General features: G+C 53.1%; 27 protein-coding genes and 1 pseudogene. 13 read left to right on the top strand and 15 right to left on the bottom strand.

Annotation, left to right across the window (positions count from 1 at the left end):
- Window positions 1-15 precede the first annotated feature (15 nt).
- Together rssB and galU are read left to right on the top strand one after the other, a co-directional pair.
- On the top strand, window positions 16-1,029 hold the full coding sequence (gene rssB / locus K5I40_RS00565; RefSeq protein ID WP_039030688.1) for a two-component system response regulator RssB: 1,014 nt from the start codon (window positions 16-18) through the stop codon (window positions 1,027-1,029).
- Between the two features lie 201 nt (window positions 1,030-1,230).
- Entirely contained in the window at window positions 1,231-2,139 is a 909-nt protein-coding gene (gene galU, locus K5I40_RS00560; RefSeq protein ID WP_039030687.1) for a UTP--glucose-1-phosphate uridylyltransferase GalU, read from the top strand.
- Window positions 2,140-2,340: 201 nt separating this feature from the next.
- On the opposite strand, the gene hns is transcribed toward galU, so the two are convergent.
- Entirely contained in the window at window positions 2,341-2,754 is a 414-nt protein-coding gene (gene hns, locus K5I40_RS00555) for a histone-like nucleoid-structuring protein H-NS (protein ID WP_039030686.1), read from the bottom strand.
- 536 nt (window positions 2,755-3,290) lie between these two features.
- On the opposite strand from hns, the gene tdk reads away from it, so the two are divergent.
- Window positions 3,291-3,905: a thymidine kinase gene (gene tdk, locus K5I40_RS00550; RefSeq protein WP_223073930.1), complete on the top strand. Its 615-nt coding sequence runs from the start codon at window positions 3,291-3,293 to the stop codon at window positions 3,903-3,905.
- A gap of 62 nt (window positions 3,906-3,967) precedes the next feature.
- Here the strand turns inward: tdk and adhE are convergent, their stop codons facing one another.
- Complete coding sequence (adhE, locus tag K5I40_RS00545) at window positions 3,968-6,643, bottom strand: bifunctional acetaldehyde-CoA/alcohol dehydrogenase (protein WP_039030684.1); 2,676 nt, start codon at window positions 6,641-6,643, stop codon at window positions 3,968-3,970.
- A 476-nt stretch (window positions 6,644-7,119) separates the two neighbouring features.
- Between adhE and K5I40_RS00540 the strand changes: the two genes are divergently transcribed.
- From K5I40_RS00540 to oppF, 6 genes are all read left to right on the top strand, one after another.
- Window positions 7,120-7,767: a YchE family NAAT transporter gene (locus K5I40_RS00540; protein WP_039030683.1), complete on the top strand. Its 648-nt coding sequence runs from the start codon at window positions 7,120-7,122 to the stop codon at window positions 7,765-7,767.
- Between the two features lie 774 nt (window positions 7,768-8,541).
- The gene (gene oppA, locus K5I40_RS00535) at window positions 8,542-10,173 is read left to right on the top strand and encodes an oligopeptide ABC transporter substrate-binding protein OppA (protein ID WP_039030682.1); all 1,632 of its coding nucleotides are present in this window, start codon (window positions 8,542-8,544) and stop codon (window positions 10,171-10,173) included.
- An 85-nt stretch (window positions 10,174-10,258) separates the two neighbouring features.
- Entirely contained in the window at window positions 10,259-11,179 is a 921-nt protein-coding gene (gene oppB, locus K5I40_RS00530) for an oligopeptide ABC transporter permease OppB (protein ID WP_039030681.1), read from the top strand.
- A gap of 14 nt (window positions 11,180-11,193) precedes the next feature.
- Window positions 11,194-12,102, top strand: a complete 909-nt coding sequence (gene oppC / locus K5I40_RS00525; protein ID WP_039030680.1) for an oligopeptide ABC transporter permease OppC — start codon at window positions 11,194-11,196, stop codon at window positions 12,100-12,102.
- Window positions 12,103-12,113: 11 nt separating this feature from the next.
- Window positions 12,114-13,127 (top strand): ABC transporter ATP-binding protein, encoded by a 1,014-nt coding sequence (locus tag K5I40_RS00520; protein WP_039030679.1) that lies wholly within the window; start codon window positions 12,114-12,116, stop codon window positions 13,125-13,127.
- Window positions 13,124-14,128, top strand: coding sequence for a murein tripeptide/oligopeptide ABC transporter ATP-binding protein OppF (gene oppF, locus K5I40_RS00515; RefSeq protein ID WP_039030678.1), 1,005 nt, complete (start codon window positions 13,124-13,126; stop codon window positions 14,126-14,128). The genes K5I40_RS00520 and oppF overlap by 4 nt, the downstream gene beginning before the upstream one ends.
- A gap of 60 nt (window positions 14,129-14,188) precedes the next feature.
- On the opposite strand, the gene K5I40_RS00510 is transcribed toward oppF, so the two are convergent.
- Both K5I40_RS00510 and cls read right to left on the bottom strand, forming a co-directional pair.
- Window positions 14,189-14,518 (bottom strand): HI1450 family dsDNA-mimic protein, encoded by a 330-nt coding sequence (locus K5I40_RS00510; RefSeq protein WP_039030677.1) that lies wholly within the window; start codon window positions 14,516-14,518, stop codon window positions 14,189-14,191.
- 32 nt (window positions 14,519-14,550) lie between these two features.
- Entirely contained in the window at window positions 14,551-16,011 is a 1,461-nt protein-coding gene (gene cls / locus K5I40_RS00505; RefSeq protein ID WP_223073931.1) for a cardiolipin synthase, read from the bottom strand.
- Window positions 16,012-16,153: 142 nt separating this feature from the next.
- On the opposite strand from cls, the gene K5I40_RS00500 reads away from it, so the two are divergent.
- Both K5I40_RS00500 and leuE read left to right on the top strand, forming a co-directional pair.
- Entirely contained in the window at window positions 16,154-16,327 is a 174-nt protein-coding gene (locus K5I40_RS00500; RefSeq protein ID WP_098946243.1) for a YciY family protein, read from the top strand.
- Window positions 16,328-16,397: 70 nt separating this feature from the next.
- Entirely contained in the window at window positions 16,398-17,033 is a 636-nt protein-coding gene (gene leuE / locus K5I40_RS00495; protein WP_138369214.1) for a leucine efflux protein LeuE, read from the top strand.
- Window positions 17,034-17,069: 36 nt separating this feature from the next.
- Here leuE and K5I40_RS00490 read toward each other — a convergent pair whose 3' ends face one another.
- Entirely contained in the window at window positions 17,070-17,366 is a 297-nt protein-coding gene (locus tag K5I40_RS00490; RefSeq protein WP_032611245.1) for a YciI family protein, read from the bottom strand.
- Window positions 17,367-17,587: 221 nt separating this feature from the next.
- Here K5I40_RS00490 and tonB point away from each other — a divergent pair, with 221 nt between their 5' ends.
- Window positions 17,588-18,319 (top strand): TonB system transport protein TonB, encoded by a 732-nt coding sequence (tonB, locus tag K5I40_RS00485; RefSeq protein ID WP_138369256.1) that lies wholly within the window; start codon window positions 17,588-17,590, stop codon window positions 18,317-18,319.
- 30 nt (window positions 18,320-18,349) lie between these two features.
- On the opposite strand, the gene yciA is transcribed toward tonB, so the two are convergent.
- The 4 genes and pseudogenes from yciA to K5I40_RS00465 form a co-directional block, all read right to left on the bottom strand.
- On the bottom strand, window positions 18,350-18,745 hold the full coding sequence (gene yciA / locus K5I40_RS00480) for an acyl-CoA thioester hydrolase YciA (protein WP_138369213.1): 396 nt from the start codon (window positions 18,743-18,745) through the stop codon (window positions 18,350-18,352).
- Window positions 18,746-18,800: 55 nt separating this feature from the next.
- Complete coding sequence (locus tag K5I40_RS00475) at window positions 18,801-19,340, bottom strand: septation protein A (protein ID WP_039030674.1); 540 nt, start codon at window positions 19,338-19,340, stop codon at window positions 18,801-18,803.
- A 56-nt stretch (window positions 19,341-19,396) separates the two neighbouring features.
- Window positions 19,397-20,140: a YciC family protein gene (locus K5I40_RS00470; RefSeq protein WP_223073932.1), complete on the bottom strand. Its 744-nt coding sequence runs from the start codon at window positions 20,138-20,140 to the stop codon at window positions 19,397-19,399.
- Window positions 20,141-20,165: 25 nt separating this feature from the next.
- Window positions 20,166-20,258 (bottom strand): annotated as a pseudogene (locus K5I40_RS00465) (YkgJ family cysteine cluster protein); the annotation flags it as partial.
- 221 nt (window positions 20,259-20,479) lie between these two features.
- Between K5I40_RS00465 and ompW the strand changes: the two are divergent.
- Entirely contained in the window at window positions 20,480-21,112 is a 633-nt protein-coding gene (gene ompW, locus K5I40_RS00460) for an outer membrane protein OmpW (protein ID WP_039030672.1), read from the top strand.
- A gap of 32 nt (window positions 21,113-21,144) precedes the next feature.
- On the opposite strand, the gene K5I40_RS00455 is transcribed toward ompW, so the two are convergent.
- The 6 genes from K5I40_RS00455 to trpCF form a co-directional block, all read right to left on the bottom strand.
- On the bottom strand, window positions 21,145-21,417 hold the full coding sequence (locus K5I40_RS00455; RefSeq protein ID WP_052246198.1) for a YqjD family protein: 273 nt from the start codon (window positions 21,415-21,417) through the stop codon (window positions 21,145-21,147).
- A 102-nt stretch (window positions 21,418-21,519) separates the two neighbouring features.
- Entirely contained in the window at window positions 21,520-21,753 is a 234-nt protein-coding gene (gene yedF, locus K5I40_RS00450) for a sulfurtransferase-like selenium metabolism protein YedF (protein ID WP_039030671.1), read from the bottom strand.
- On the bottom strand, window positions 21,750-22,961 hold the full coding sequence (gene yedE / locus K5I40_RS00445) for a selenium metabolism membrane protein YedE/FdhT (protein ID WP_223073933.1): 1,212 nt from the start codon (window positions 22,959-22,961) through the stop codon (window positions 21,750-21,752). Before yedE ends, yedF begins: the two co-directional genes overlap by 4 nt.
- A 156-nt stretch (window positions 22,962-23,117) precedes the next feature.
- The gene (gene trpA / locus K5I40_RS00440) at window positions 23,118-23,927 is read right to left on the bottom strand and encodes a tryptophan synthase subunit alpha (RefSeq protein WP_223073934.1); all 810 of its coding nucleotides are present in this window, start codon (window positions 23,925-23,927) and stop codon (window positions 23,118-23,120) included.
- Window positions 23,927-25,120, bottom strand: coding sequence for a tryptophan synthase subunit beta (gene trpB / locus K5I40_RS00435; protein WP_039030668.1), 1,194 nt, complete (start codon window positions 25,118-25,120; stop codon window positions 23,927-23,929). Before trpB ends, trpA begins: the two co-directional genes overlap by 1 nt.
- A 10-nt stretch (window positions 25,121-25,130) precedes the next feature.
- Window positions 25,131-26,489: a bifunctional indole-3-glycerol-phosphate synthase TrpC/phosphoribosylanthranilate isomerase TrpF gene (gene trpCF, locus K5I40_RS00430; RefSeq protein ID WP_223073935.1), complete on the bottom strand. Its 1,359-nt coding sequence runs from the start codon at window positions 26,487-26,489 to the stop codon at window positions 25,131-25,133.
- Between the last annotated feature and the right edge of the window lies 1 nt (window position 26,490).

The following is a 26,490-nucleotide window of genomic DNA, read 5'->3' as shown; positions in this document are numbered from 1 at the left end:
GCGCCGGGAGAGACCATGACACAACCACTAGCCGGAAAACAAATTCTGATAGTTGAAGACGAGCCTGTTTTCCGCTCTTTACTGGATTCATGGCTATCATCGCTGGGGGCGACCACCGCGCTTGCAGCTGATGGGATCGACGCACTGGAAATAATGGTAGGGCTTAAGCCCGATTTGATGATTTGCGACATCGCCATGCCGCGTATGAATGGCCTGAAGCTGGTGGAGCATCTGCGTAACGCAGGTAACCAGCTTCCAATTCTGGTTATTTCCGCGACGGAAAATATGGCCGATATCGCAAAAGCGTTACGTCTTGGAGTCCAGGATGTATTGCTTAAGCCGGTAAAAGATCTCAATCGCCTGCGTGAAACCGTGCTCGCCTGCCTCTATCCCAATATGTTCAATTCGCGCGTTGAAGAAGAAGAGCGACTTTTTCAGGACTGGGATGCGCTGGTCAATAACCCATCTGCGGCAGCAAAGCTGTTACAGGAACTTCAGCCGCCAGTGCAACAGACCATCTCCGGGTGCAAGGTGAATTACCGCCAGCTGATGGCGGCCGATCAACCAGGTCTGGTGCTGGATATCGCACCGTTGTCTGAAAACGATCTGGCATTTTATTGTCTGGACGTCACCCGGGCAGGCGATAATGGCGTGCTGGCGGCGTTATTATTGCGGGCATTATTTAATGGCCTGCTCCAGGAACAACTTTCTCACCAGGGGCAGCGTCTGCCTGAGTTGGGCAGCTTGTTGAAACAGGTTAACCAGCTGCTGCGACAAGCCAGTCTGCCTGGTCAATTTCCTTTACTGGTCGGTTATTACCACAGCGGCCTGAAAAATTTGATTCTGGTGTCTGCCGGACTTAATGCCACGCTTAATACAGGTGAGCATCATATTCAGGTCAGTAACGGCGTTCCGTTAGGCACGTTAGGTAATACTTATCTTAATCAAATAAGCCACCGCTGCACCTCATGGCAATGCCAAATTTGGGGGACAGGGGGACGGTTGCGCTTAATGTTGTCCACAGAATAGTCAGTTGAATTTTAAACGGTAGATAGCTTTACCGTCGTTTTACGGGCAATGCTACTATCGGTGCCTGTTTTCATTCGTATTTATCCTAATTAAGCGGTAGCGCGTCCTTTTCAGACCCGGACACCATCTTCAGGCTGATATACTGAACGCGTTATTAATGCAGACTAAAGTTCAAAACATGAACAGTTCAGGAGAGTTTCAATGGCTGCCGTAAATTCGAAAGTGACAAAGGCCGTTATCCCGGTTGCCGGGTTGGGAACCAGGATGCTGCCGGCAACGAAGGCAATTCCAAAAGAGATGCTGCCACTCGTTGATAAGCCATTAATCCAGTATGTGGTCAACGAATGTATTGCCGCTGGCATTACTGAAATTGTGCTGGTAACGCATTCATCCAAAAACTCTATCGAAAACCATTTCGATACCAGTTTTGAACTTGAAGCTATGCTGGAAAAACGTGTTAAGCGTCAGCTTCTGCAGGAAGTTCAGTCTATTTGCCCGCCGCACGTGACTATTATGCAGGTTCGTCAGGGTCTGGCAAAAGGTCTGGGCCATGCCGTATTGTGTGCACACCCGGTCGTCGGGAACGAGCCGGTAGCGGTTATTTTACCTGACGTTATTCTCGATGAGTTTGAATCCGATCTCTCACAGGATAACCTGGCAGAAATGATTAAGCGCTTCGACGAAACGGGCAGCAGCCAGATCATGGTTGAGCCGGTTGAAGACGTTACCGCTTATGGCGTGGTTGACTGCAAAGGCGTTGGCATGAACCCGGGTGACAGCGTGCCAATGGTCGGCGTGGTTGAGAAGCCAAAAGCCGACGTAGCGCCGTCTAATCTCGCTGTAGTAGGGCGTTACGTCCTGAGCGCGGAGATTTGGCCACTGCTGGCTAAAACACCTCCAGGCGCTGGGGATGAAATCCAGCTGACCGATGCCATCGATATGCTGATCGAAAAAGAGACCGTTGAAGCTTACCACATGAAAGGTAAGAGCCATGACTGCGGTAATAAACTCGGTTACATGCAGGCATTCGTTGAATATGGTATTCGTCACCAGTCTTTAGGTGAGGAATTTAAAGGCTGGCTGAAAGATACTCTGGGCATTAAAAACTAATTTTGCGATGACGCGCTAAGCAAAAACCGGTGATAGCCAGGCTACACCGGTTTTTTATGGCCTTTTTAAGGCGTTTCTTACCAGGGCACGAGAATAATCTGGTTCAATCCTTATGACAGCATGTAACAGAATGTCACACTGTATAAAATAAAGGCATAAAAAATCCCGCATTAAGCGGGATTTTTCGGATAAGTTTCTGACTTATTCCTGAATCAGGAAGTCGTCCAGTTGTTTACCTTGCTCATCCATGGCTTTTTTGATAACAGCTGGAGTACGACCCTGGCCAGTCCAGGTTTTAGATTCGCCGTTCTCGTCGATGTAGCTATATTTAGCAGGACGCGCAGCGCGTTTAGCTTTAGTACCGGTTTTAGCGGCAGCCATGCTGTTCAGCAATTCGTTTGGATCAATACCATCTGCGATCAGCATTTCACGATATTGCTGCAGTTTACGCGTACGCTCTTCGATTTCAGCAGCAGCAGCGTTTTCTTCTTCACGGCGCTCGTTAACAACGACTTCTAATTTCTCCAGCATTTCTTCAAGCGTTTCCAGAGTACATTCTCTCGCCTGGGCACGGAGAGTACGGATGTTGTTCAGAATTTTAAGTGCTTCGCTCATTGTAGTAATCTCAAACTTATAATGTGGGGGGTTTGTTGAAGTAATAATAGAGGCATAAATTGATATATGCAATAGGTCATAATGTAAGGAATTCAAAAATACCTAATATTCGACGCTATTAATAATTAAGCCAACTTAAATTTGGTAGGGCAAAAGGTAACCCCGGTTATCCAATGATGCGTTGTAAACCTGACGGTGAACTCTTTTTCGTCTGCAATTTTGTCAGGGTTTATTGTTTCTCAGGATAAATATCAACCTTTCGTATTAGTACTGAAAACACGGTTTCTCGCCAAAATGGTTAATTATTATTGATTCATTTTGAACCCTGTGACGACATTAAAATAAGAGGTTTTTCCTGAACTTAGCACGGTGATAAAGCTCAGATATTTCCTCTTTTTAGTATGATCCCTATATCCTTGTTAAGGGATAAAATCTTCTGAAATCCCGGTAAACCGCGCTGGAGCACGGAAGACCCGACAAAATATGGTACAATCGCGCATCGGTAATAATACACATTGATTAGGGTTTAAGGGCCAATGGCACAACTGTATTTCTACTATTCAGCAATGAACGCAGGTAAGTCGACCGCATTACTGCAATCCTCCTACAATTACCAGGAGCGTGGGATGCGCACGGTGGTGTACACTGCTGAAATCGATGACCGCTTTGGCACCGGGAAGGTCAGCTCCCGAATTGGCCTCTCTTCACCCGCCAGGCTATTTAATCCACTAACCAATCTGCTGGATGAAATTCGAGCAGAAGCCGCCGATCGGGCGGTGCATTGCGTGCTGGTAGATGAAAGCCAGTTTCTAACGCGTCAGCAGGTACATGAGCTTTCAGAAGTGGTTGATGAACTGGATATACCGGTGCTCTGTTATGGCTTGCGTACTGATTTTCGCGGCGAGTTATTTATCGGTAGCCAGTATTTGCTAGCCTGGTCAGACAAACTGGTGGAATTAAAAACCATCTGCTTCTGCGGGCGTAAAGCGAGTATGGTGCTGCGCCTCGATCAGTCGGGTAAACCCTATGCGGAAGGCGAGCAGGTGGTTATTGGCGGCAATGAGCGCTATGTATCCGTCTGTCGTAAGCATTACAAAGAGGCGCTGGTCACAGGCTCTCTGACGGCGATTCAGGACGCCTTTCGTCGCTAGCATCCCTGTTTCTTAACAGACATAAAAAAACCCGCCGAAGCGGGTTTTTATTGAGCGATTAATTAAGCGCTTTTCTTCGCTTTCTTATCCGCTTTCACCAGGGCTTCCACTGCAGGTGCAGCAACCACACCTTCAGAGTATTCACGGCCGTAGTAGGTATCCAGCAGGATCTGTTTCAGCTCGGCAATCAGTGGGTAGCGCGGGTTCGCACCAGTACACTGGTCATCGAAGGCATCTTCAGACAGCTTGTCAACGTGAGCCAGGAAGTCAGCTTCCTGAACGCCTGCTTCACGGATTGACTTAGGAATACCCAGTTCAGCTTTCAGGCTTTCCAGCCATGCCAGCAGCTTCTCGATCTTCGCTGCAGTGCGGTCACCAGGAGCGCTCAGGCCCAGGTGATCAGCGATTTCTGCGTAGCGACGACGAGCCTGTGGACGGTCGTACTGGCTGAATGCAGTCTGCTTGGTTGGGTTATCGTTCGCGTTATAACGGATAACGTTAGAAATCAGCAGGGCGTTCGCCAGACCGTGAGGAATGTGGAACTGTGAACCCAGCTTGTGCGCCATGGAGTGACACACGCCCAGGAAGGCGTTAGCAAACGCGATACCGGCGATGGTGGCAGCACTGTGCACACGCTCACGGGCAACCGGGTTTTTAGAGCCTTCGTTATAGGACGCTGGCAGGTTCTCTTTCAGCAGTTTCAGTGCCTGCAGAGCCTGACCGTCGGAGAACTCAGACGCCAGTACAGAAACATAGGCTTCCAGGGCGTGAGTTACCGCATCCAGACCACCGAATGCACAGAGTGATTTCGGCATCTCCATAACCAGGTTGGCATCGACAATCGCCATATCCGGCGTCAGAGCGTAGTCTGCCAGTGGGTATTTCTGACCGGTTGCATCGTCGGTTACAACGGCAAACGGAGTCACTTCAGAACCGGTACCGGAAGTGGTAGTTACGGCGATCATTTTCGCTTTCACGCCCATTTTCGGGAACTTGTAGATACGTTTACGGATATCCATAAAGCGCAGCGCCAGTTCTTCGAAGTGCGTTTCAGGGTGCTCGTACATTACCCACATAATTTTGGCTGCGTCCATTGGGGAGCCGCCGCCCAACGCGATGATCACGTCTGGTTTGAAGGAGTTTGCCAGCTCTGCGCCTTTACGCACAACGGACAGGGTAGGGTCAGCTTCAACTTCGAAGAACACTTCAGTTTCTACGCCAGCTGCTTTCAGAACAGAGGTGATCTGGTCTGCGTAGCCGTTGTTGAACAGGAAGCGGTCAGTCACGATGAGCGCACGTTTGTGGCCATCAGTAATCACTTCATCCAGCGCGATTGGCAGGGAGCCACGGCGGAAGTAGATAGATTTCGGAAGTTTATGCCACAACATGTTTTCAGCTCGCTTAGCAACGGTTTTCTTGTTGATCAGGTGCTTAGGACCAACGTTTTCAGAGATGGAGTTACCACCCCATGAACCACAACCCAGAGTCAGGGAAGGCGCGAGTTTGAAGTTATACAGGTCACCGATACCACCCTGAGAAGCAGGGGTGTTAATCAGGATACGGGCAGTTTTCATCATCTGACCGAAGTGAGCAACACGTTCTGGCTGGTTATCCTGGTCGGTATACAGGCAGGAGGTATGACCGATACCGCCCATCGCAACCAGTTTCTCAGCTTTAACGACCGCGTCTTCAAAATCTTTCGCGCGGTACATTGCCAGGGTCGGAGACAGTTTTTCGTGCGCAAACGGCTCGCTTTCATCAACGATTTTCACTTCGCCAATCAGGATCTTAGTGCTGGCTGGAACGGTGAAACCTGCCAGTTCAGCGATTTTGTACGCTGGCTGACCGACGATGGCGGCGTTCAGTGCGCCATTTTTCAGGATGATGTCCTGAACAGCTTTCAGCTCTTTGCCCTGCAGCAGGTAGCCGCCGTGGCTGGCGAAGCGTTCGCGAACGGCATCGTATACGGAGTCAACAACAACAACGGACTGCTCGGAAGCACAGATTACGCCGTTATCAAAGGTTTTAGACATCAGTACAGAAGCGACAGCACGTTTGATATCGGCGGTTTCGTCGATAACAACAGGGGTGTTACCCGCACCTACGCCGATAGCCGGTTTACCGGAGCTATAAGCTGCTTTAACCATACCTGGACCACCGGTCGCAAGAATCAGGTTGATGTCCGGGTGGTGCATCAGTGCGTTAGACAGCTCCACAGAAGGCTGATCGATCCAGCCGATCAGATCTTTCGGTGCACCTGCAGCGATCGCCGCTTGCAGAACGATATCCGCAGCTTTGTTGGTTGCATCTTTAGCACGTGGGTGTGGAGAGAAAATGATTGCGTTACGCGTCTTCAGGCTGATCAGCGATTTGAAGATAGCGGTAGAAGTTGGGTTGGTAGTTGGAACGATACCGCAGATGATGCCGATTGGCTCAGCGATGGTGATGGTTCCGAAGGTGTCATCTTCTGACAGGACGCCACAAGTCTTCTCATCTTTATAGGCGTTGTAGATATACTCGGAAGCAAAGTGGTTTTTAATCACTTTATCTTCAACGATACCCATACCGGATTCGGCAACGGCCATTTTAGCGAGAGGGATTCGAGCATCTGCAGCAGCCAGGGCGGCGGCGCGGAAGATTTTATCAACCTGTTCTTGGGTGAAATTGGCATATTCACGCTGGGCTTTTTTTACGCGCTCTACAAGTGCGTTAAGTTCAGCGACATTAGTAACAGCCATAATGCTCTCCTGATAATGTTAAACTCTTTTAGTAAATCAGCTGCTCGACAAGAAAACAGTATAGTCAGCGTCATTGCCACTTGCTTTAATTACGTAAAAACAAGGTGTTAACGTTTTTATCTTTCCCCTGATTTACTAAAAGAGCCTCCTATCAGTAGCCTGGGTTCAGACTCTGCATCTCCGTGGTGGCGTAATCAAGATTACTCACTTCTGAGTACCGAAAACATGATCTGTATCAATTTATCCATAAGCTGATACCTTTCAGCAGGGGTATTTTGGGGCATTTCGTCAGATGTTAAATAATTGCAAAAGTAATTGAACCATAAGCACCTATAAAGTACACAAATATTTTACAGTGCAACATCACTATATTTAGCATTAATGTGATGAAAGGCAGGCATAAAAGGCGTATCTTCTGCGCGGTTATTGTTGTTGCCACATTTTATATTACGTCTTGCTTATCAGCGGAGCTAACAGTGAGCCTATCGCTCTTTGATTTTCCAACCTATTTTAAGTTTTTCATCGGCCTGTTTGCGCTGGTGAACCCGGTGGGCATCATCCCCGTGTTTATCAGTATGACCAGCTATCAAACCGCTGTGGCCAGGAATAAAACCAACCTGACGGCAAATTTGTCGGTGGCAATCATCCTGCTGACCTCGCTCTATCTTGGCGATTCAATATTGCAAATTTTTGGCATCTCCATTGATTCGTTCAGAATTGCCGGCGGGATCCTCGTGGTGACTATTGCAATGTCAATGATCAGCGGCAAGCTGGGTGAGGACAAACAAAACAAGCAGGAGAAATCAGAAACCGCCATCCGCGAGAGTATTGGTGTAGTACCGCTGGCGCTGCCATTAATGGCGGGACCGGGGGCAATCAGCTCCACTATCGTATGGGGAACGCGCTACCATAATCTGATGCATCTGGTTGGCTTCTCGGTAGCCATCGCGCTGTTTGCGTTCTGCTGCTGGGGGGTATTCCGTCTCGCACCCTGGCTGGTGCGTTTGCTGGGGCAGACCGGCATTAACGTTATTACCCGAATTATGGGTCTGTTGCTGATGGCGTTGGGGATCGAATTTATTGTTACCGGTCTGAAATCCATTTTCCCGGGTTTACTCAGTTAGCCATTTCAAACGAAAGAGCGGAGCCTGTGGCTCCGTTTTTTTTGTCATTATCAGCAAATCATATAATGAAAGTTGAAAATCGCTCTATCTATAATAAATTTTATTAATAATTTTGTTGTTATAACTTTCAATAACTTGCCTTCCATCACCCTCCTGTGCTGGTCACAATCCGCGCAATGCGACTGTTATTTTACTCACACGATACTCTGGGGCTTGCTGCAAGATTACTGAGATGATATTAGTAATTTGATGAATGATTTAGATGAATGTGCTAAATAATAGACAGTTGTTAATTTTTTGTACAAATAACGGTTCGTCTCTGGCAGCGCCAGGCAGTCATCGACAACATTTTCAACATCCCATTGAATAGCGGTAACTTTTCCCGCTTTTGATGCGCGGCAGGGTAGCCCACAGCGTTGCAGTAAATTTCGTAAAAGAGAATTGGTTAACAAATTTGCAAAATGTATTGGCACCTAAGTAAGCCATTTGGTACTTTCCGGCCATTCCATTTCAGCGTAATTCCTTTAGTTGAGAATCTTTTTCATTAACGATTCTGACCTATAAGAATTAATACACGCCTCGACAGGGGAGGCGTGTCACAAATCGACGCAAGGCGGCCAGACGAGTCGCCAGTAATAGTAAAGTCGGTGATAGCAAGAAGTAAAAAAACGCCTGACGGCAGCATAAACTCCTACGTTGTCAGGGAACCCCAAAAAGGGGAATTAAACAGGCTGGTAAAAAACCAGTAATTATAAAGAGTGGAGTATCAACACAATGTCCATCATCACAAAAAAAAGTCTGGTCGCTGCGGGGATCTTAACTGCGCTAATCGCAGGCAACGTTGCAATGGCTGCTGACGTACCTGCTGGGGTCCAACTGGCGGAGAAGCAAACGCTGGTCCGTAACAACGGTGCTGAAGTCCAGTCTCTGGACCCGCACAAAATTGAAGGTGTACCTGAGTCTAACGTTAACCGCGATCTGTTCGAAGGTCTGCTGGTCTCTGACGTAGACGGCCACCCGGTTGCGGGCGTGGCTGAAAAATGGGAAAACAAAGACGGTAAAGTCTGGACCTTCCACCTGCGTAAAGACGCAAAGTGGTCTGACGGTTCCCCGGTCACCGCACAAGATTTCGTTTATAGCTGGCAGCGCCTGGCGGATCCAAACACCGCTTCTCCGTATGCGAGCTATCTGCAGTATGGCCATATCGCCAATATCGACGACATCATCACTGGCAAAAAACCTGTTACCGACCTCGGCGTAAAAGCGATCGATGACAACACTTTCGAAGTGACCCTGAGCGAGCCGGTTCCGTATTTCTATAAGCTGCTGGTTCACCCGTCCGTTTCCCCGGTTCCGAAAGCCGCGGTTGAGAAATTCGGCGAGAAGTGGACTCAGCCTGCCAATATCGTGACCAACGGCGCCTATAAGCTGAAAGCCTGGGTTGTTAACGAACGTATCGACCTCGAGCGTAATACCAACTACTGGGATAACGCAAAAACCGTTATCAATCAGGTAACCTACCTGCCAATCTCTTCTGAAGTGACCGACGTTAACCGCTATCGCAGCGGCGAAATCGACATGACCTATAACAACATGCCAATTGAACTGTTCCAGAAGCTGAAAAAAGAGATCCCGGCTGAAGTACACGTTGACCCGTACCTCTGCACCTATTACTACGAGATCAACAACCAGAAAGCGCCATTCAATGACGTTCGCGTTCGTACCGCTCTGAAACTGGCACTGGATCGCGACATCATCGTTAATAAAGTGAAAAACCAGGGCGACCTGCCGGCGTACAGCTACACCCCACCGTATACCGATGGCGCAAAACTGACCCAGCCAGAGTGGTTCGGCTGGTCACAGGAAAAACGTAACGAAGAAGCGAAGAAACTGCTGGCCGAAGCCGGTTATACCGCTGAGAAACCGTTGACCTTTAACCTGCTGTACAACACCTCTGACCTGCATAAGAAACTGGCTATCGCCGTCTCCTCCATCTGGAAGAAAAACCTGGGTGCGAACGTGAAGCTGGAAAACCAGGAGTGGAAAACCTTCCTCGACAGCCGTCATCAGGGCACCTTTGATGTGGCGCGTGCAGGCTGGTGTGCGGACTACAATGAACCGACCTCCTTCCTGAACACCATGCTGAGCGACAGCTCGAACAACACCGCGCACTATAAGAGCCCAGAGTTCGACAAGCTGATTGGCGATACCCTGAAAGTCACTGACGAAGCGCAGCGTGCTGACCTGTATGCGAAAGCAGAACAGCAGCTCGATAAAGACTCTGCAATCGTGCCGGTTTACTACTACGTGAACGCCCGTCTGGTCAAACCGTGGGTAGGTGGATATACCGGGAAAGACCCGATGGATAATATCTACGTTAAAAACTTGTATATTATCAAGCATTAATGGCAATGAGTGGGGCGGGCGATGCCTGCCCCACGGTGTCTACTCATCGTAATACTATATAGGCACAGGCCAGAAGGTACGGGCAATGTTGAAATTTATCCTACGTCGCTGTCTTGAAGCGATCCCAACGCTATTTATTCTTATAACGATCTCCTTCTTTATGATGCGTCTCGCCCCGGGAAGTCCTTTCACCGGTGAACGTACGCTGCCACCAGAAGTCATGGCGAATATCGAAGCGAAATATCATTTAAACGATCCTATCTCCACCCAGTATTTCAACTATCTGAAACAGCTGGCCCACGGTGATTTTGGTCCGTCATTTAAATACAAAGATTATTCCGTAAACGACCTGGTAGCTTCGAGCTTCCCCGTTTCGGCAAAATTAGGCGCCGCGGCATTTTTACTGGCCGTTATTCTTGGCGTGACGGCGGGCGTTATTGCCGCGCTTAATCAAAATACCAAATGGGATTACGCCGTGATGGGGGTGGCAATGACCGGCGTCGTCATACCGAGTTTTGTCGTCGCACCCTTACTGGTAATGATATTTGCCATCACCCTGAAATGGCTGCCCGGCGGCGGCTGGAACGGCGGGGCGCTGCAGTACATGATCCTGCCGATGGTGGCGCTGTCTCTCGCCTATATCGCCAGTATTTCGCGTATTACCCGTGGTTCGATGATTGAAGTGCTGCACTCTAACTTCATCCGTACCGCCCGTGCGAAAGGGCTGCCGATGCGCCGCATTATCTTCCGTCACGCGTTAAAGCCAGCGCTCCTGCCGGTGCTCTCTTACCTGGGCCCTGCGTTTGTCGGGATCATCACCGGTTCGATGGTTATCGAAACCATCTATGGTCTGCCGGGAATCGGTCAGCTGTTCGTTAACGGCGCCCTTAACCGCGACTACTCTCTGGTATTGAGTCTGACCATTCTCGTTGGCGCGCTCACCATCTTCTTTAACGCGATCGTCGACGTGCTGTATGCCGTTATCGATCCGAAAATTCGCTACTGACACTGGAGCTCGCCATGATGTTAAGTAAGAAAAACAGCGAGGCGCTGGAAAACTTCAGTGAAAAACTCGAAGTCGAGGGGCGTAGTCTCTGGCAGGATGCCCGCCGTCGCTTTATGCACAACCGTGCCGCGGTTGCCAGCCTGATTGTGCTGGTCATTATCGCCCTGTTTGTGACGCTGGCGCCGATGCTGTCGCAGTTCACCTACTTCGATACCGACTGGGGCATGATGTCCAGCGCGCCGGATACCGAATCGGGCCACTACTTTGGTACCGACTCCTCCGGGCGTGACCTGCTGGTGCGTGTGGCCATCGGTGGACGCATTTCGTTGATGGTCGGGATCGCGGCGGCCTTCGTTGCGGTAATTCTGGGGACTTTATACGGATCGCTGTCCGGCTACCTCGGCGGCAAAGTCGACTCGGTGATGATGCGTATTCTGGAGATCCTCAACTCCTTCCCGTTTATGTTCTTCGTCATCCTGCTGGTGACCTTCTTTGGCCAGAACATTCTGCTGATCTTCGTGGCCATCGGCATGGTGTCGTGGCTGGATATGGCGCGTATCGTTCGCGGCCAGACCCTGAGCCTGAAGCGCAAAGAGTTTATCGAAGCGGCGCAGGTCGGCGGGGTCTCTACCGGCAATATCGTGGTTCGCCACATCGTGCCGAACGTGCTGGGCGTAGTGGTGGTGTATGCCTCCCTGCTGGTGCCGAGCATGATCCTGTTTGAATCTTTCTTGAGCTTCCTCGGCCTGGGTACCCAGGAGCCGCTGAGCAGCTGGGGTGCGCTGTTGAGTGATGGCGCCAACTCTATGGAAGTTTCACCGTGGCTGCTGCTGTTCCCGGCGGGTTTCCTGGTGGTAACACTGTTTTGTTTCAACTTTATCGGCGATGGCCTGCGTGATGCCCTCGATCCGAAAGACCGTTAAGGAGTGCCGCCATGACTATTATTGAAACGGCATCTGCCCCACAAGCGCATCAGCAGAGCAACCTTCTGCTGGATGTGAAAGATCTGCGCGTTACCTTCAAAACGCCCGATGGCGACGTGACCGCGGTAAACGATCTTAACTTCAGCCTGCGTGCTGGCGAAACGCTGGGTATCGTGGGTGAATCCGGTTCCGGTAAATCCCAGACGGCGTTCGCGCTGATGGGCCTGCTGGCACAAAACGGTGTTATCGGCGGATCTGCGCTCTTTAACGGCAAACAGATCCTTAACCTGCCGGAAAACGAGCTTAACAAGCTGCGCGCCGAGCAGATCTCGATGATTTTCCAGGATCCAATGACCTCCCTGAACCCGTATATGCGTGTGGGCGAGCAGCTGATGGAAGTGCTGATGCTGCACAAAGGGATGGGCAAAGGCGAAGCCTTTGAAGAGTCGGTGAAGATGCTGGATGCGGTGAAAATGCCGGAAGCGCGTAAGCGTATGCGCATGTTCCCGCACGAGTTTTCCGGCGGGATGCGCCAGCGCGTGATGATCGCCATGGCCCTGCTGTGCCGGCCAAAACTGCTGATTGCCGATGAACCCACCACCGCACTGGACGTGACCGTTCAGGCGCAGATCATGACCCTGCTGAACGAGCTGAAGCGCGAGTTTAACACCGCGATCATCATGATTACCCACGATCTGGGCGTCGTGGCCGGGATCTGCGACAAGGTGCTGGTGATGTATGCCGGTCGTACTATGGAGTACGGTAAAGCGCGCGATGTGTTCTACCATCCGGCGCACCCGTACTCTATTGGCCTGCTGAATGCGGTACCGCGTCTTGATGCGGAAGGGGAGTCGCTGCTGACCATTCCAGGCAACCCGCCAAACCTGCTGCGTCTGCCGAAGGGCTGTCCGTTCCAGCCGCGGTGCCCGCACGCGATGGAAATCTGCAACAGCGCTCCGCCGCTGGAAGAGTTTGCCCCAGGCCGTCTGCGCGCCTGCTTTAAGCCGTACGAGGAGCTGGTATGAACGCGACCGACGAAAAAAGAAATGTTCTGCTCGAAATCGCCGATCTGAAGGTGCATTTCGACATTAAGGATGGCAAGCAGTGGTTCTGGCAGCCGGCCAAAACCCTGAAAGCGGTGGACGGCGTGACCCTGCGTCTGTACGAAGGGGAAACCCTCGGCGTGGTGGGTGAGTCGGGCTGCGGTAAATCCACCTTCGCCCGCGCCATTATCGGCCTGGTGAAAGCCACCGACGGCAAAGTGGCCTGGCTGGGTAAAGATCTGCTGGGGATGAAACCGGATGAGTGGCGCGAAGTGCGCAGCGACATCCAGATGATTTTCCAGGATCCGCTGGCGTCACTGAACCCGCGTATGACCATCGGTGAGATCATCGCCGAGCCGCTGCGCACCTATCATCCGAAGATGCCGCGTACAGAAGTGCGTGACCGTGTTAAGGCGATGATGATGAAAGTGGGCCTGCTGCCAAACCTCATCAACCGCTATCCGCACGAGTTCTCTGGTGGCCAGTGTCAGCGTATCGGTATTGCCCGCGCGCTGATCCTCGAGCCGAAACTGATCATCTGCGACGAACCGGTCTCCGCCCTGGACGTGTCCATCCAGGCGCAGGTAGTTAACCTGCTGCAAAAGCTGCAGCGTGAAATGGGCCTGTCGCTGATCTTCATCGCGCACGACCTGGCGGTAGTGAAGCACATCTCCGATCGCGTCCTGGTGATGTATCTCGGCCATGCGGTTGAGCTGGGCACCTATGATGAGGTCTATCACAACCCGTTACACCCCTACACCAAAGCGCTGATGTCTGCGGTGCCGGTGCCGGATCCTGACCTCGAGCAGAATAAAACTATTCAGCTGCTGGAAGGGGAACTGCCGTCGCCGATCAATCCGCCGTCGGGCTGTGTGTTCCGTACCCGCTGTCCGATTGCCGGGCCGGAGTGCGCGAAGACGCGTCCGGTGCTGGAAGGCAGCTTCCGCCATGCGGTCTCCTGCCTGAAGGTCGACCCGCTCTGAGTGGATAACAGGTAATAAAAAAGGCTGCATTTGCAGCCTTTTTTTATTCGCGCCAGATTTTTACTCACGCCAGAGTATGTGGCACAGCTTGTGGTCTTTCTCGCGACACAGAAGGACGCGGGCAAAGATGTCGTTGATCTCACCGCCGTCGGTATCCGCCAGGCCAATCACCACCTCGGCGAAGAAATCCGGGTTCAGGTCGAAATCGACATGTTCAGCCCAGTCTTCAGACGGGTCGAACAACTCCGCGCCGCCACGCTCTTCAAACTGCAGATTAAAGAGAATGACGTCAGCCGGATCGAGATTATCGACGGCCAGTTCAAGAAAGATATCGTAGGCCTGCTCGAGCGTTTCGTCTTCGGTCAGGCGATTGTTTAGATCCATTTCCATGATGACTACCTTTTAACATCGTTGGGCACGTTTTACAGCAACGGACTAAAGAAGTAAAACAGTCGTTCGGCAATTCGCTGCCACAGCGGTCTTTTCATCCACAAACGGGCATCCAACAGGCGGGAGCGGGAGATATAGTCGTCCTGCACGGCGGCCAAATCGCCGCCAAAACCGGCATCGTCGATCACCAGGGTGATCTCAAAGTTGAGCCACAGGCTGCGCATATCCAGGTTCACGGTTCCTACCAGACTGAGTTCGCCGTCGACCAGCACGCTCTTGGTGTGCAGCAGCCCACCTTCGAACTGGTAAATCTTCACCCCGGCCGCCAGCAGTTCACTGAAGAACGCCCGGCTGGCCCAGCCCACCAGCACCGAATCGTTCTTGCGCGGCAGGATGATACTCACATCGACCCCACGCTGGGCGGCGGTACAGATGGCGTGCAGCAGATCGTCGCTCGGCACGAAGTAGGGGGTGGTCATGATCAGGTATTCACGGGCGGAATAGGCTGCGGTCAGCAGCGCCTGGTGGATCAGATCTTCCGGAAAGCCCGGGCCGGAGGCAATGGTGTGAATAGTGTGTCCGCTGGCCTGTTCAAACGGCATGATGTTCGCATCCGGCGGCGGGGGTAGAATGCGTTTGCCGGTTTCGATTTCCCAGTCGCAGGAGTAGACAATCCCCATCGCGGTGGCGACCGGGCCCTCCATGCGCGCCATCAGATCGACCCACTGGCCCACGCCGGCATCCTGTTTAAAGAAGCGCGGGTCAACCATATTCATGCTGCCGGTATAGGCAATGTAGTTGTCGATCAGCACCATTTTGCGGTGCTGACGCAGATCCATCCTGCGCAGGAACACACGCATCAGATTGACCTTTAAGGCTTCGACCACTTCCACACCGGCATTGCGCATCATTGATGCCCAGTTGCTGCGGAAAAAGGTCACACTCCCGGCGGAGTCGAGCATTAAGCGGCAGTGGATACCGCGACGCGCGGCGGCCATCAGCGATTCCGCTACCTGATCCGCCATGCCGCCGGGCTGCCAGATGTAGAACACCATCTCAATATTATGCCGCGCCAGCTGTATATCGCGGATTAGCGCGTTCATGACGTCATCGGAGGTGGTCATCAGCTGCAGCTGATTGCCTTTCACCCCGGCATTGCCCTGGCGGCGTTCGCAGAGCTTGAATAATGACGCGGCGACGTCACTGTTCTCTTCAGCGAAGATATGTTTGCAGGATTTGAGATCGTTAAGCCACTTCGCAGTCGAAGGCCACATCGCCCGTGCGCGCTCTGCCCGACGTTTGCCGAGGTGAAGTTCGCCAAAGGATAAATACGCAATAATACCGACCAGCGGCAGGATATAGATAATCAACAGCCATGCCATGGCAGAAGGAACGGCTCTGCGCTTCATCAGGATGCGTAATGTTACCCCCGCGATGAGCAGCCAGTATCCCAGAATGAGCAGCCAACTCACCACGGTGTAGAAGGTTGTCATAATAAAAAATCCTTTTGAAAGCGTATTGTTATGAGTTTACGCGTCAGGATTTTTCTGGCAAATAAAAACGCCAGATAAAAGCACTGGTCTGACGCAGGCAAGGGACTATAATGAGCGTTCTGTTTTGGGAAGAGTTGTTAACATGAAGCGCAGTAGAACAGAAGTAGGGCGCTGGCGCATGTTGCGACAGACAGGTCGTCGCAAAGCGCGTTGGCTGGAAGCACAATCCCGCCGTAATATGCGTATCCACGCCATCAGAAAGTGCAGTATGAACCGTCATCGCAATGCGTTGCTGTTCGCCGTTCAGGATTACTGAATGACACAAGGGCACCCTCAGAGGTGCCCGATGTTTTTATATGATTCGCTATTTCGAAAAGGAGGATGAGGTGTTTGCGGATTTGGGTGTACTGAATTTCTGGACTTATGTCGTTGGGGCTATTTTTATCGTACTGGTGCCAGGGCCAAATACCCTGTTTGTCTTAAAGACCGGTATTGGTCACGGCGTGAAAAAGGGCTATCTGGCCGCCAGCGGCGTGTTTATCGGCGATGCGGTGCTGATGTTTCTGGCCTGGGCGGGCGTGGCTGCGCTGATCCAGACCACACCGATGCTGTTTAATATTGTTCGCTATCTTGGGGCATTCTATCTGTTATGGCTGGGCGGCAAGATGCTCTGGTCAGTGATAAGGCATAATCAGCAGGGCGAAGCGGGCGGTCTTGAACCAGCCAAAACAATAATGAAACGCTCGCTGGTGCTGAGCATGACCAACCCGAAGGCGATACTGTTCTATGTCTCGTTCTTCGTACAGTTTATTGATGTTCAGGCGAAGCATACCGGCGTAGCCTTTATGATCCTCGCGGTCACGCTGGAAATCATCAGTTTTGTCTATATGAGCTTCCTGATCTTCTCCGGAGCCTTTGTGACGCGCTACCTGAAAACCAAAAAGAAACTGGCGAAGCTGGGAAATGGCTTGATTGGTTTACTGTTTGTTGGGTTCGCGGCGCGGCTGGCATCGCTGAACTGACGAGAAAAGGCTCCCGGTGCGGAGCCTTTTTTTATCCTAGAAAACTTTTTTAAAAGGCTTCACCACGACGTTATCATACACGCCTGCTGCCACATAGGGGTCGTCCTGGGCCCAGGCCTGTGCCGCTTCGAGAGATTCAAACTCGGCAATCACCGTCGAGCCGGTAAATCCTGCCGCACCCGGATCGTTGCTGTCTACGGCAGGCATTGGACCTGCGGTCAGTAATCTGCCTTCGTCATGCAGCAGCTGTAAGCGCGCAAGATGGGCAGGGCGTACGGAGAGGCGTTTTTCAAGAGAATCAGCAACATCTGCAGCAAAAATCACATAAAGCACAGCGGAGCTCCTTAACCGATAAAAGTGGGAATTACGTTATGTGAAAGTACAGGTGACTGCAACGCAAAGATAGCGACAATGTTAAAACCCTTCTCAACACGTGCCTTTTTTCGCCAGCTGAACGGTTAAATCGGGCGAAGTTTAACTGGCTTATTGAATATGATTGCTATTTGCATTTAAAATCGAGGCCTGGCTTTTTAACTGAAACGATTATGACTTCAATGACCCTTGATTTACCTCGCCGCTTTCCCTGGCCGACGCTGTTGTCCGTCGGCATTCACGGAGCCGTCGTGGCGGGTCTGCTTTACACATCGGTACATCAGGTTATTGAAATGCCAGCGCCCGCGCAGCCGATTTCTGTGACCATGGTAACACCTGCGGAGCTGGAGCCCGTGCAGGTGGCGCCACCACCGGAACCTGTTGCAGAGCCTGAACCCGAGCCGGAACCGGAACCTGAAATCGTTCCTGAACCGCCTAAAGAAGCGCCTGTAGTGATTCATAAGCCGGAGCCCAAGCCAAAACCGAAGCCGAAACCAAAACCGGTGAAAAAGGTGGAGGAGCGTCCGAAGCGTGAAGAGCGCCCGGTTGAGCCTCGCACCACCCAGCCGGTCGAGAGAGCGGCCCCGGCTCGCCCGGTCATGAACTCTTCGCCCGCCACCGCGAAGCCGGTAGCAGCGGCCCCGGCAGGTCCACGCGCGTTGAGCCGTAACCAGCCGCAATACCCGGCGCGAGCTCAGGCATTACGTATTGAAGGCCGTGTACGGGTGAAATTTGACGTTACCGCCGACGGACGCGTGGATAATGTGCAGATCCTCTCCGCACAGCCGTCGAATATGTTTGAGCGTGAAGTGAAAACCGCGATGCGCAAATGGCGTTATGAAGCCGGTAAGCCAGGCAGCGGGCTGATCGTGAATATTGTCTTCCGCCTGAATGGCGGGGCACAGATGGAATAATAAAAAAGCCTCCCCATCGGGAGGCTTTTTTTATGCCTGAGGTAACGGGCGAGGTTTACCTTCGCTGTCCACCGCCACATAAATAAACAGCGCTTCGGTGGCTTTATAACGCTGACCGATAGGTTCTGAAGAGACCTTCTTCACCCACACCTCGATATTTATCGACACCGAGGTATTCCCACGCTTCACGCAGCGCGCGTAGCAGCAGACCACATCTCCCACGGCCACAGGGCGTAAAAAGGTCATCCCGTCGACCCGGACGGTCACCACGCGGCCGTGCGCAATCTCTTTAGCGAGAATGGCCCCGCCCATATCCATCTGCGACATCAACCAGCCGCCAAAAATATCGCCGTTCGCATTGGTGTCGGCGGGCATTGCAAGTGTGCGTAAAACCAGTTCACCCTGAGGGGCTTCTTGTGTAGTCATTCTTTTCTCTGCTTGTAACGATGTGGCCAGCGCGTGAGTTGTGCTGGCCGGAAGATCAGTTCTTATCATCCTGCGGCATATGACGATAGATGTAGATGCCGCTCAGCAGGGTGAAAATCAGCGTCAGTGCGGTCAGCCCGAACACTTTGAAGTTGACCCAGATATTCTGTGGCAACCAGAAGGCGATATAGATATTCGCCAGGCCGCAAAGAATAAAGAACACCGCCCAGGCGATATTCAGACGTGACCAGACGACCTGCGGGAGCGCCAGCTCTTTACCCAGCATGCGCTGAATAAGGGGCTTTTTCATGACCCACTGGCTGAACAGCAGCGCACCGGCAAACAGCACGTAGATGACGGTCACTTTCCACTTGATGAACTCGTCGTTGTGGAAAAAGACCGTCAGTCCGCCAAAGAAGGCCACCAGCACGAAGGTGATCAGGGCCATCTTTTCCACCTTGCGGTAGCGCACCCAGCTGTAAATCAGCACCACCGCGGTGGCGACGATCAGGGCAGTAGTGGCCGCGTAAATGTCATACAGCTTGTAGAAGGCAAAAAAGACAACCAGGGGTAAAAAATCAAGAAACTGCTTCATTCTTCGATTCCATCATCAGCGACGGCCTGCGCGTGATGCCCAGGCCATCAGAAAAATTACTGGCGGATTAACGTGTACAGGCGGAACAAATAGACGAGCAGGACTGCGGAGATCAGATTGCTCAGCGTATTTGCCACCACAGCACCGACGTTAGGCGTCAGAATGGCAAGATTCGGTGCAAACAGCAGCAGCAGGGTTTTAGCCAGCAGCCAGCTCATCACCGCCGGGGCAACCAGACGCATATTAGACCATGCCAGCCGGATGCTGCTACGCATGGCGACAAAAATCCCCATGCGGTCCTGTACTACCATCACGGGCGCGAAGGCAAGCACGATGGCCAGCAGCACGCCCGGCACTACCACCAGCATAATCCCTAACTGCACCAGCATGGTGGTTAAAAAGATCAGGATAAACAGTTTTGGCAGCAGCGGCGCGCTGGCCCCAATGGCCCGTAGTGCGCTGACGCGCTGTCCGGCAGACACCAGCTGGATCATCAGCAGCACGCCGCCGGCGAGAATGGCATTACCGATTAAGCCTGAAAAGGTCGAGGCCGCCGAAGCCCGCAACAGGATCTGCTGCTGCTCAGGGGTCATGTTCTGCACCATCTCAAACAGCCCGACGCTGCTGGCAATCTGATCGCCTTCGCTCAGGCTGGCAATCTGCTCCTCACTCGGCGAAAAGGCATGACCAAGTACCACCGTGATAAATGCGCACAACAAGGCAATCAGTAAAAAGGTAAGGAACTGATTGCGGAAAAAATTCCCCGTGTCACGGTAGACAGACTTCGCCGTGATAGACATGCACTCTCCTTGAGTATTGCAGGTATTAATTAGCGGGCAATTGTACCCTGGATAACTGTACGGTGGCAGTATCAAGCCTTGTATGGAAAAGCATATCTTTGTAAAGCGCCCGTAATCCCCCGCTGTAATTTTGCGCGGTTGTTATCGCACTGTGCTCTGTTTGCTTGAAAAAGCAAAATTGATTCAGGCGGCTACTACCAATTTTTGCCCGCGACCGAAAAAATTAATTTAGATCAATGAATGTTAAATCTCTGAATTCAATGTGATCCCGATTGGATCATGATTAATCATTTGTAGGTATATTCCCGACGCCAATAAAACCATAACGAGGGAATGGATATGAAAAAAGCAGCGCTCGCAGCACTGATTCTGGGTACGCTTTCCGGCAGTGCAATTGCCCACGAAGCAGGTGAGTTCTTCTTCCGCCTGGGGACCGCCACGGTACGTCCTACGGAAGGCTCGGAAAATGTTCTGGGTTTAGGCGGTTTTAACGTCAGTAACAATACCCAGGCCGGGATGACCTTCACCTGGATGGCCACCGACAATGTCGGCGTTGAACTGCTGGCGGCCACGCCGTTTCGTCACCGGGTAGGGACGGGCCCAACCGGAGATATCGCCACGGTTCACCATCTGCCGCCTACTCTGATGGCGCAGTGGTATTTCGGCGATGCCGGTAGCAAGGTTCGCCCCTATGTGGGTGCCGGAGTCAACTACACCACCTTCTTTGATGAGAAATTTAACGACACCGGTAAAGCGGCGGGCCTCTCTGATCTGAGCCTGAAAGATTCCTGGGGAATGGCGGGGCAGGTGGGGCTGGACTATCTGATTAACCGCGACTGGTTAATTAACGCCTCGGTCTGGTACATGGATATTGATACCGACGTCCGTTTCAAAGCAGGTGGGGAGCAACAAAGTATCAGCACCCGTCTGGATCCGTGGGTGTTTATGTTCTCGGCGGGATATCGCTTCTGACGTAAAGAAGGCCCCGAAGGGCCTTCTGTCTTTTATTTACGACCCAACAACAGGCCAAGGACAATACCCACCGCACCTGCGGCAATGAGGCCGGTAAGCGGATTATTTTTCACCGCGTCGGTAACCTCGGTTACCACGTCGCTGGCCTGTGCAGCATATTTACGTCCGGCACCCTTCAACTGATGTTTTGGTGAATCAACAAATTCACCAAATTGCTGCTGTGCAGCACCGGCCGCTTCATCCAGCTTGTTCTTGGCCTTTTCACCAGCATATTGTGCATCATTATCAAGATTATGGTCTGACATAACGTTCTCCTTTTGTAGTCAATGTAAAGCATAGACGCCACGGGGAGATGCTGAAGAAAATGGGATTAATACTTAAAAGGGTGGCCTGTCACCACCCTGAGATTACTTCTGGATCAGATAGCGGATAGTCGGCCCATCCTGCTGAATATCCAGCACGGTATAGCCGTGGTTTTTCGCATCGAGCGGGATGTTGTTGATGGACTGCGGACAGTCGCTCACCACCTCCAGGATCTCGCCTTTCTTCAACTGCGGCATCGCCTCAAGAGTGGCGACAGCCGGGTAAGGGCAGGGTTCACCCACCATATCGAGGCGGTAGTCGGGTACGATCTCTTTCATGCGGCTTCCTCACGGATTCCAGTTTTCACGGCAGCGCGACGGAAAAAGCGCTTTTCCTGCGCCAGCACCAGTAAAAAGGCGATCATCAGCAAAAGGTAGGTCACCAGCAGTCCCCCCAGTGGACCAAAGGTGTTGAGAAGGTTCACCTTATCCCAGTTCGTCGCCAGCGCGGGCGATAAATCATCCCAGTAATAGGCCAGCAGGGTGGAGCCAATGACGTTACCCAGACCGACCCACCAGTAGTGCACCTGGCCTTCGACCGCGCGATACATCCAGCCGGTTTCACACCCGCCTGCCAGCACAATCCCGAAGCCAAACAGCAGTCCGCCGATGACGGCATTCGGGCCCGCCCACATGATCTTCGGCTCAACGCCCAGCTGGACGTAGCTGAAGATCCCGATGGCGCTCACCGCCATCCCGGCGATGATCGCTTTTGCCATCATGGTACGGCCGGTGATCCACATGTCGCGAAACGCCGAGGTAAAGCAGATCTGCGCCCGTTCAATCAGCAGGCCAAAGCCGACGCCGAACAGCATCGCCAGCCCCAGCTTAGGCTGATTGAGTGCGGTACAGAGCGCCCAGGCCAGCATGCCGAAGAAGACCAGCATCCCGAGGCGAAAACGACGGCGCGCCTGATCCGGCTTCTGGGTTAACGGCGAAGCGGCGCTCACTTTTTGCATTTTGATGGGAATACGGAACAGGGGCAGCAGGGTAAAGCGCGCGCCAAAGTACGAGCCCACGGCGGTGGCCAGAGCAAAGAACCAGGCGTGCAGGGAGAACTGCGGGATCCCGGTGAAGAAGGCGGCCAGGTTGCAGCCCATCGCCAGACGCGCGCCAAATCCGGCAATGATGCCGCCGATAACCGCCTGGGCGATGCGGATCCGGCTGTGCGGCATGCGCAGCTTGACGTTGTTTGCCCACAGCGCTGCCGCAAAACAGCCGCCGAACATGCCGATTATCATCATGCCGTCGATGCGGGTGAGCGGAGTACCTTCAAGGTGAATCAGTTTGTAATAACCCCACTCTTGGGTGTGAACGCCAGCCAGCTGCAGCAGTTGTCCGCCCCAGCGGGTAAATTCGCCGGTGACCGCCCAGAAGGTGCCGGTAATGCCGAAATAGTAGGTGGAGAGGATCCCCGCAGCGATAACCGCAGGAACAGGTGACCAGAACTTAATTAAATAAGCCTGCTTAAAGTGGTGCCATGACATAGTTAAACCTCTGAACTCAGAAGGATTAAGGAGGAAGACTTATAAGACAGGGGGATAATACGCCGGGAAACTATTTTGGAAAGTGTTAAATGCGTTAAAGCTCGAAGGGATCAATTTATGCATGAAGCCGTCTGGCAAAACCAGACGGCGATTCCATTATTGCGGACGGGTGGCTGCTTTCATGGCACTGACGAAGGATTTCAGCTCGCTCAACATCTGCTCGGGCTTATCGACGTTGTTCTCGATAATTTTGACAATCGCTGAACCGGAAATAGCCCCGGCAGCGCCTGCACCCAGTGCGGCAGTAACCTGCTCAGGTGCCGAAATGCCAAAGCCCTGCAGCGGCGGTGCGGCGTTGTATTCCGCCAGTTTTTCCACCAGATGGTGCAGCGGCAGGGCGGCTTTGTTTTCCGCGCCCGTTACGCCAGCACGCGACAGCAGATAGGTATAGCCGCGACCGTGGGACGCGATCTGGCGCAGCAGTTCGTCGTCGGCGTTTGGCGGACAGATAAAGATCGGCGCGACGTTATGACGCATCGCCGCCTGGCGGAACGGTGCAGACTCCTCAACCGGCACATCGGCGACCAGCACCGAATCCACGCCCACGCGGGCGCACTCAGCGTAAAACTCGTCGATCCCACGGTTAAAGACCAGGTTGGCGTACATCAGCAGGCCAATCGGGATAGCCGGGTATTTCTGACGAATGGTCGCCAGCATCTCGAAGCAGTGGGTGGGTGTTACGCCTGCGGCAAAGGCGCGCAGGGTGGCACTCTGGATGGTCGGGCCGTCAGCCAGCGGATCGGAGAAGGGAATGCCCAGCTCCAGCGCGTCGGCACCCGCCTCAACCAGGGCGTCGATAATCTTCAGCGACTGCTCAGGAGAGGGGTCGCCCAGCGTTACGAAGGGAACAAACGCGCCTTCCTTGCGGGCCTTAAGTTCAGCAAACACGTTATCGTAACGTTCCATCAGATTTCCCCTCGTGCTTTCAGAATATCGTGAACGGTGAAGATGTCTTTATCACCGCGACCGGAAAGGTTTACCACCAGCAGCTGCTCTTTTTCCGGGTTGTCCTGGATCATTTTCAGGGCATGGGCCAGAGCGTGGGAAGACTCCAGCGCCGGGATGATCCCCTCCTTACGGCACAGGGTTTTGAACGCTTCCAGCGCTTCGTCATCGGTAATAGAGACGTACTCGGCGCGACCAATGCTGTTCAGATAGGCGTGCTGTGGTCCGACGGACGGAAAGTCCAGACCGGCGGAGATGGAGTACGACTCTTCGATCTGGCCTTCGTCAGTCTGCATCATCGGCGCTTTCATGCCGAAGTAGATGCCCACGCGACCGTGTTTCAGCGGCGCGCCGTGTTCACCGGTTTCGATGCCGTGGCCGGCAGGCTCAACGCCAATCAGCCCCACGCTGCTGTCATCGATGAAATCGGCAAACATGCCGATGGCGTTTGAACCGCCGCCAACGCAGGCGATCACCGCATCCGGCAGACGCCCCTCTTTTTCGAGGATCTGCGCTTTGGTCTCTTCCCCGATCATGCGCTGGAATTCACGCACGATGGTCGGGAAGGGGTGCGGACCCGCGGCGGTGCCCAGCATATAGTGGGCGTTTTCATAGTTACCAGACCAGTCGCGCAGCGCTTCGTTGCAGGCATCTTTCAGGGTGGCCGAGCCGCTGTAAACCGGGATCACTTCCGCGCCCATCAGACGCATACGGAAGACGTTTGGTGACTGACGCTCAACGTCTTTTGCCCCCATGTAGATACGGCATTTCAGACCGAGCAGGGCGCTGGCCAGCGCCGACGCCACGCCGTGCTGTCCGGCACCGGTTTCGGCGATGATTTCGGTTTTACCCATCCGTTTTGCCAGCAATGCCTGGCCTAACACCTGGTTGGTTTTATGTGCACCGCCGTGAAGCAGATCCTCACGCTTCAGATACAGCGTAGTGTTGGTGCCCGCCGTCAGGTTACGGCATTTGGTCAGGGCCGTTGGACGACCGGCGTAGTTTTTCAGCAGGTCGGTAAACTCAGCTTGGAAGAGCGGATCTTTTTGTGCACTGACAAAGGCTTCTTCCAGCTGGCGCAGGGCGGGCATCAGGATCTGCGGCACATACATGCCGCCGAACTCACCAAAATAGGGATTTAATAATGTGGTCATCTTCTCTTCCTTAATATGCACGCAGCGTTTTGAACACCGAAGCCAGTTTGCTGGCATCTTTTATGCCCGGCTGCGACTCAACGCCTGAATTAAAATCGAGACCTGCGCAGCCTGCTTTGGCGGCTTCAACGCAGTTGTCCGGGCTTAAACCACCGGCGAGCAGGACGTTATCCAGCTTCTCACCGTTAAGCAGCGACCAGTCAAAACGCTGCCCGGTTCCGCCCTGGCCGTTATCCAGAACATATTTATCAACATGATTGAGCGTGCGCGGCGGCAGGGTGTCCGCCACGCTCAGGGCTTTCCAGATTTGCACCTGCGGTTTCAGCGTCTGGCGCAGGGCATCGATATAGCTCTGATCCTCGCTACCGTGCAGCTGAACGGCGGTGAGGGAGAGCTGGTCTGCAACCTCTGCCACCCTGTCGATCGCGGCATTACGGAACACGCCCACGTACTGCAACGGGGCCGCGGCGATCGTCTCGCGCGCCTGCGAAACGCACACATTGCGCGGGGAGGTATCAACAAAGATCAGCCCGCCATAAATCGCGCCTGCTTCATAAGCCGCTACGGCATCCTGCGGGCGCGTCAGGCCGCAGACCTTGTTTTCACCCAGCAACACGCGACGTACCGCCGCGCTGAGATCGTCCTGCTCCATCATCGCCGAACCAATCAGGAAGCCGTTGGCGAAATGGCTCAGCTCGCGAACCTGAGCATAATTGTTGATGCCGGACTCGCTGATGACCGTCACGCCTGCGCCCAGACGCGGCGCCAGCTGGCGGGTGCGGTTCAGGTCGATGGAGAGATCGCGCAGGTCGCGGTTGTTGATGCCGACGACTTTGGCCTCAAGCGCGATAGCACGCTCCAGCTCCTCTTCGTTGCTCACTTCGGTCAGCACGCCCATCTTCAGGCTGTGCGCCACCGCAGCGAGCTGGCGGTACTGCTCGTCATCCAGCACCGAGAGCATCAGCAGGCAGGCATCGGCCTGATAAAAACGCGCCAGCCAGATCTGATACGGGTCGATAATAAAGTCTTTGCACAAAATCGGCTGCGGCGCGATGCCGCTGACGATGGGCAGAAAATCAAAACTTCCCTGGAAATATTTCTCATCGGTCAGCACCGAAATCGCCGAAGCGTGGTGCTTATAGATGGCGGCGATCTTCGCCGGGTCGAAATCGTCGCGGATCACCCCTTTTGACGGCGAGGCCTTTTTGCACTCCAGGATAAATGCGGTGCGCGCGCCCTGCAGGGCATCATAAAAACGACGGCTGCTCGGTACCACGTCATTCTGGAAACTGGCGAGCGGCTGCTGCTGTTTCCGCGCTTCAACCCAGATGGCCTTATCGGCAACGATTTTCGCTAATACGGTCTGCATT

Source organism: Leclercia sp. LTM14 (assembly GCF_023736175.1).
Classification (GTDB): domain Bacteria; phylum Pseudomonadota; class Gammaproteobacteria; order Enterobacterales; family Enterobacteriaceae; genus Enterobacter; species Enterobacter barmai.
This window is presented reverse-complemented; position numbering and strand designations above follow the sequence as displayed.

Excerpts from the sequence above, each read along its gene's own strand:
- K5I40_RS00455 (WP_052246198.1), bottom strand. The coding sequence starts at position 21,417 with ATGTCAGACCATAATCTTGATAATGATGCACAATATGCTGGTGAAAAG.
- K5I40_RS00520 (WP_039030679.1), top strand. The coding sequence starts at position 12,114 with ATGACTATTATTGAAACGGCATCTGCCCCACAAGCGCATCAGCAGAGC.
- galU (WP_039030687.1), top strand. The coding sequence starts at position 1,231 with ATGGCTGCCGTAAATTCGAAAGTGACAAAGGCCGTTATCCCGGTTGCC.
- trpA (WP_223073934.1), bottom strand. The coding sequence starts at position 23,927 with ATGGAACGTTACGATAACGTGTTTGCTGAACTTAAGGCCCGCAAGGAA.
- hns (WP_039030686.1), bottom strand. The coding sequence starts at position 2,754 with ATGAGCGAAGCACTTAAAATTCTGAACAACATCCGTACTCTCCGTGCC.
- K5I40_RS00510 (WP_039030677.1), bottom strand. The coding sequence starts at position 14,518 with ATGGAAATGGATCTAAACAATCGCCTGACCGAAGACGAAACGCTCGAG.
- yedF (WP_039030671.1), bottom strand. The coding sequence starts at position 21,753 with ATGAAAGAGATCGTACCCGACTACCGCCTCGATATGGTGGGTGAACCC.
- oppA (WP_039030682.1), top strand. The coding sequence starts at position 8,542 with ATGTCCATCATCACAAAAAAAAGTCTGGTCGCTGCGGGGATCTTAACT.
- tdk (WP_223073930.1), top strand. The coding sequence starts at position 3,291 with ATGGCACAACTGTATTTCTACTATTCAGCAATGAACGCAGGTAAGTCG.
- yedE (WP_223073933.1), bottom strand. The coding sequence starts at position 22,961 with ATGTCATGGCACCACTTTAAGCAGGCTTATTTAATTAAGTTCTGGTCA.
- K5I40_RS00475 (WP_039030674.1), bottom strand. The coding sequence starts at position 19,340 with ATGAAGCAGTTTCTTGATTTTTTACCCCTGGTTGTCTTTTTTGCCTTC.
- K5I40_RS00500 (WP_098946243.1), top strand. The coding sequence starts at position 16,154 with ATGAAGCGCAGTAGAACAGAAGTAGGGCGCTGGCGCATGTTGCGACAG.
- oppF (WP_039030678.1), top strand. The coding sequence starts at position 13,124 with ATGAACGCGACCGACGAAAAAAGAAATGTTCTGCTCGAAATCGCCGAT.
- ompW (WP_039030672.1), top strand. The coding sequence starts at position 20,480 with ATGAAAAAAGCAGCGCTCGCAGCACTGATTCTGGGTACGCTTTCCGGC.
- oppC (WP_039030680.1), top strand. The coding sequence starts at position 11,194 with ATGATGTTAAGTAAGAAAAACAGCGAGGCGCTGGAAAACTTCAGTGAA.
- cls (WP_223073931.1), bottom strand. The coding sequence starts at position 16,011 with ATGACAACCTTCTACACCGTGGTGAGTTGGCTGCTCATTCTGGGATAC.
- rssB (WP_039030688.1), top strand. The coding sequence starts at position 16 with ATGACACAACCACTAGCCGGAAAACAAATTCTGATAGTTGAAGACGAG.
- oppB (WP_039030681.1), top strand. The coding sequence starts at position 10,259 with ATGTTGAAATTTATCCTACGTCGCTGTCTTGAAGCGATCCCAACGCTA.
- K5I40_RS00470 (WP_223073932.1), bottom strand. The coding sequence starts at position 20,140 with ATGTCTATCACGGCGAAGTCTGTCTACCGTGACACGGGGAATTTTTTC.
- trpCF (WP_223073935.1), bottom strand. The coding sequence starts at position 26,489 with ATGCAGACCGTATTAGCGAAAATCGTTGCCGATAAGGCCATCTGGGTT.
- adhE (WP_039030684.1), bottom strand. The coding sequence starts at position 6,643 with ATGGCTGTTACTAATGTCGCTGAACTTAACGCACTTGTAGAGCGCGTA.
- yciA (WP_138369213.1), bottom strand. The coding sequence starts at position 18,745 with ATGACTACACAAGAAGCCCCTCAGGGTGAACTGGTTTTACGCACACTT.
- tonB (WP_138369256.1), top strand. The coding sequence starts at position 17,588 with ATGACCCTTGATTTACCTCGCCGCTTTCCCTGGCCGACGCTGTTGTCC.
- trpB (WP_039030668.1), bottom strand. The coding sequence starts at position 25,120 with ATGACCACATTATTAAATCCCTATTTTGGTGAGTTCGGCGGCATGTAT.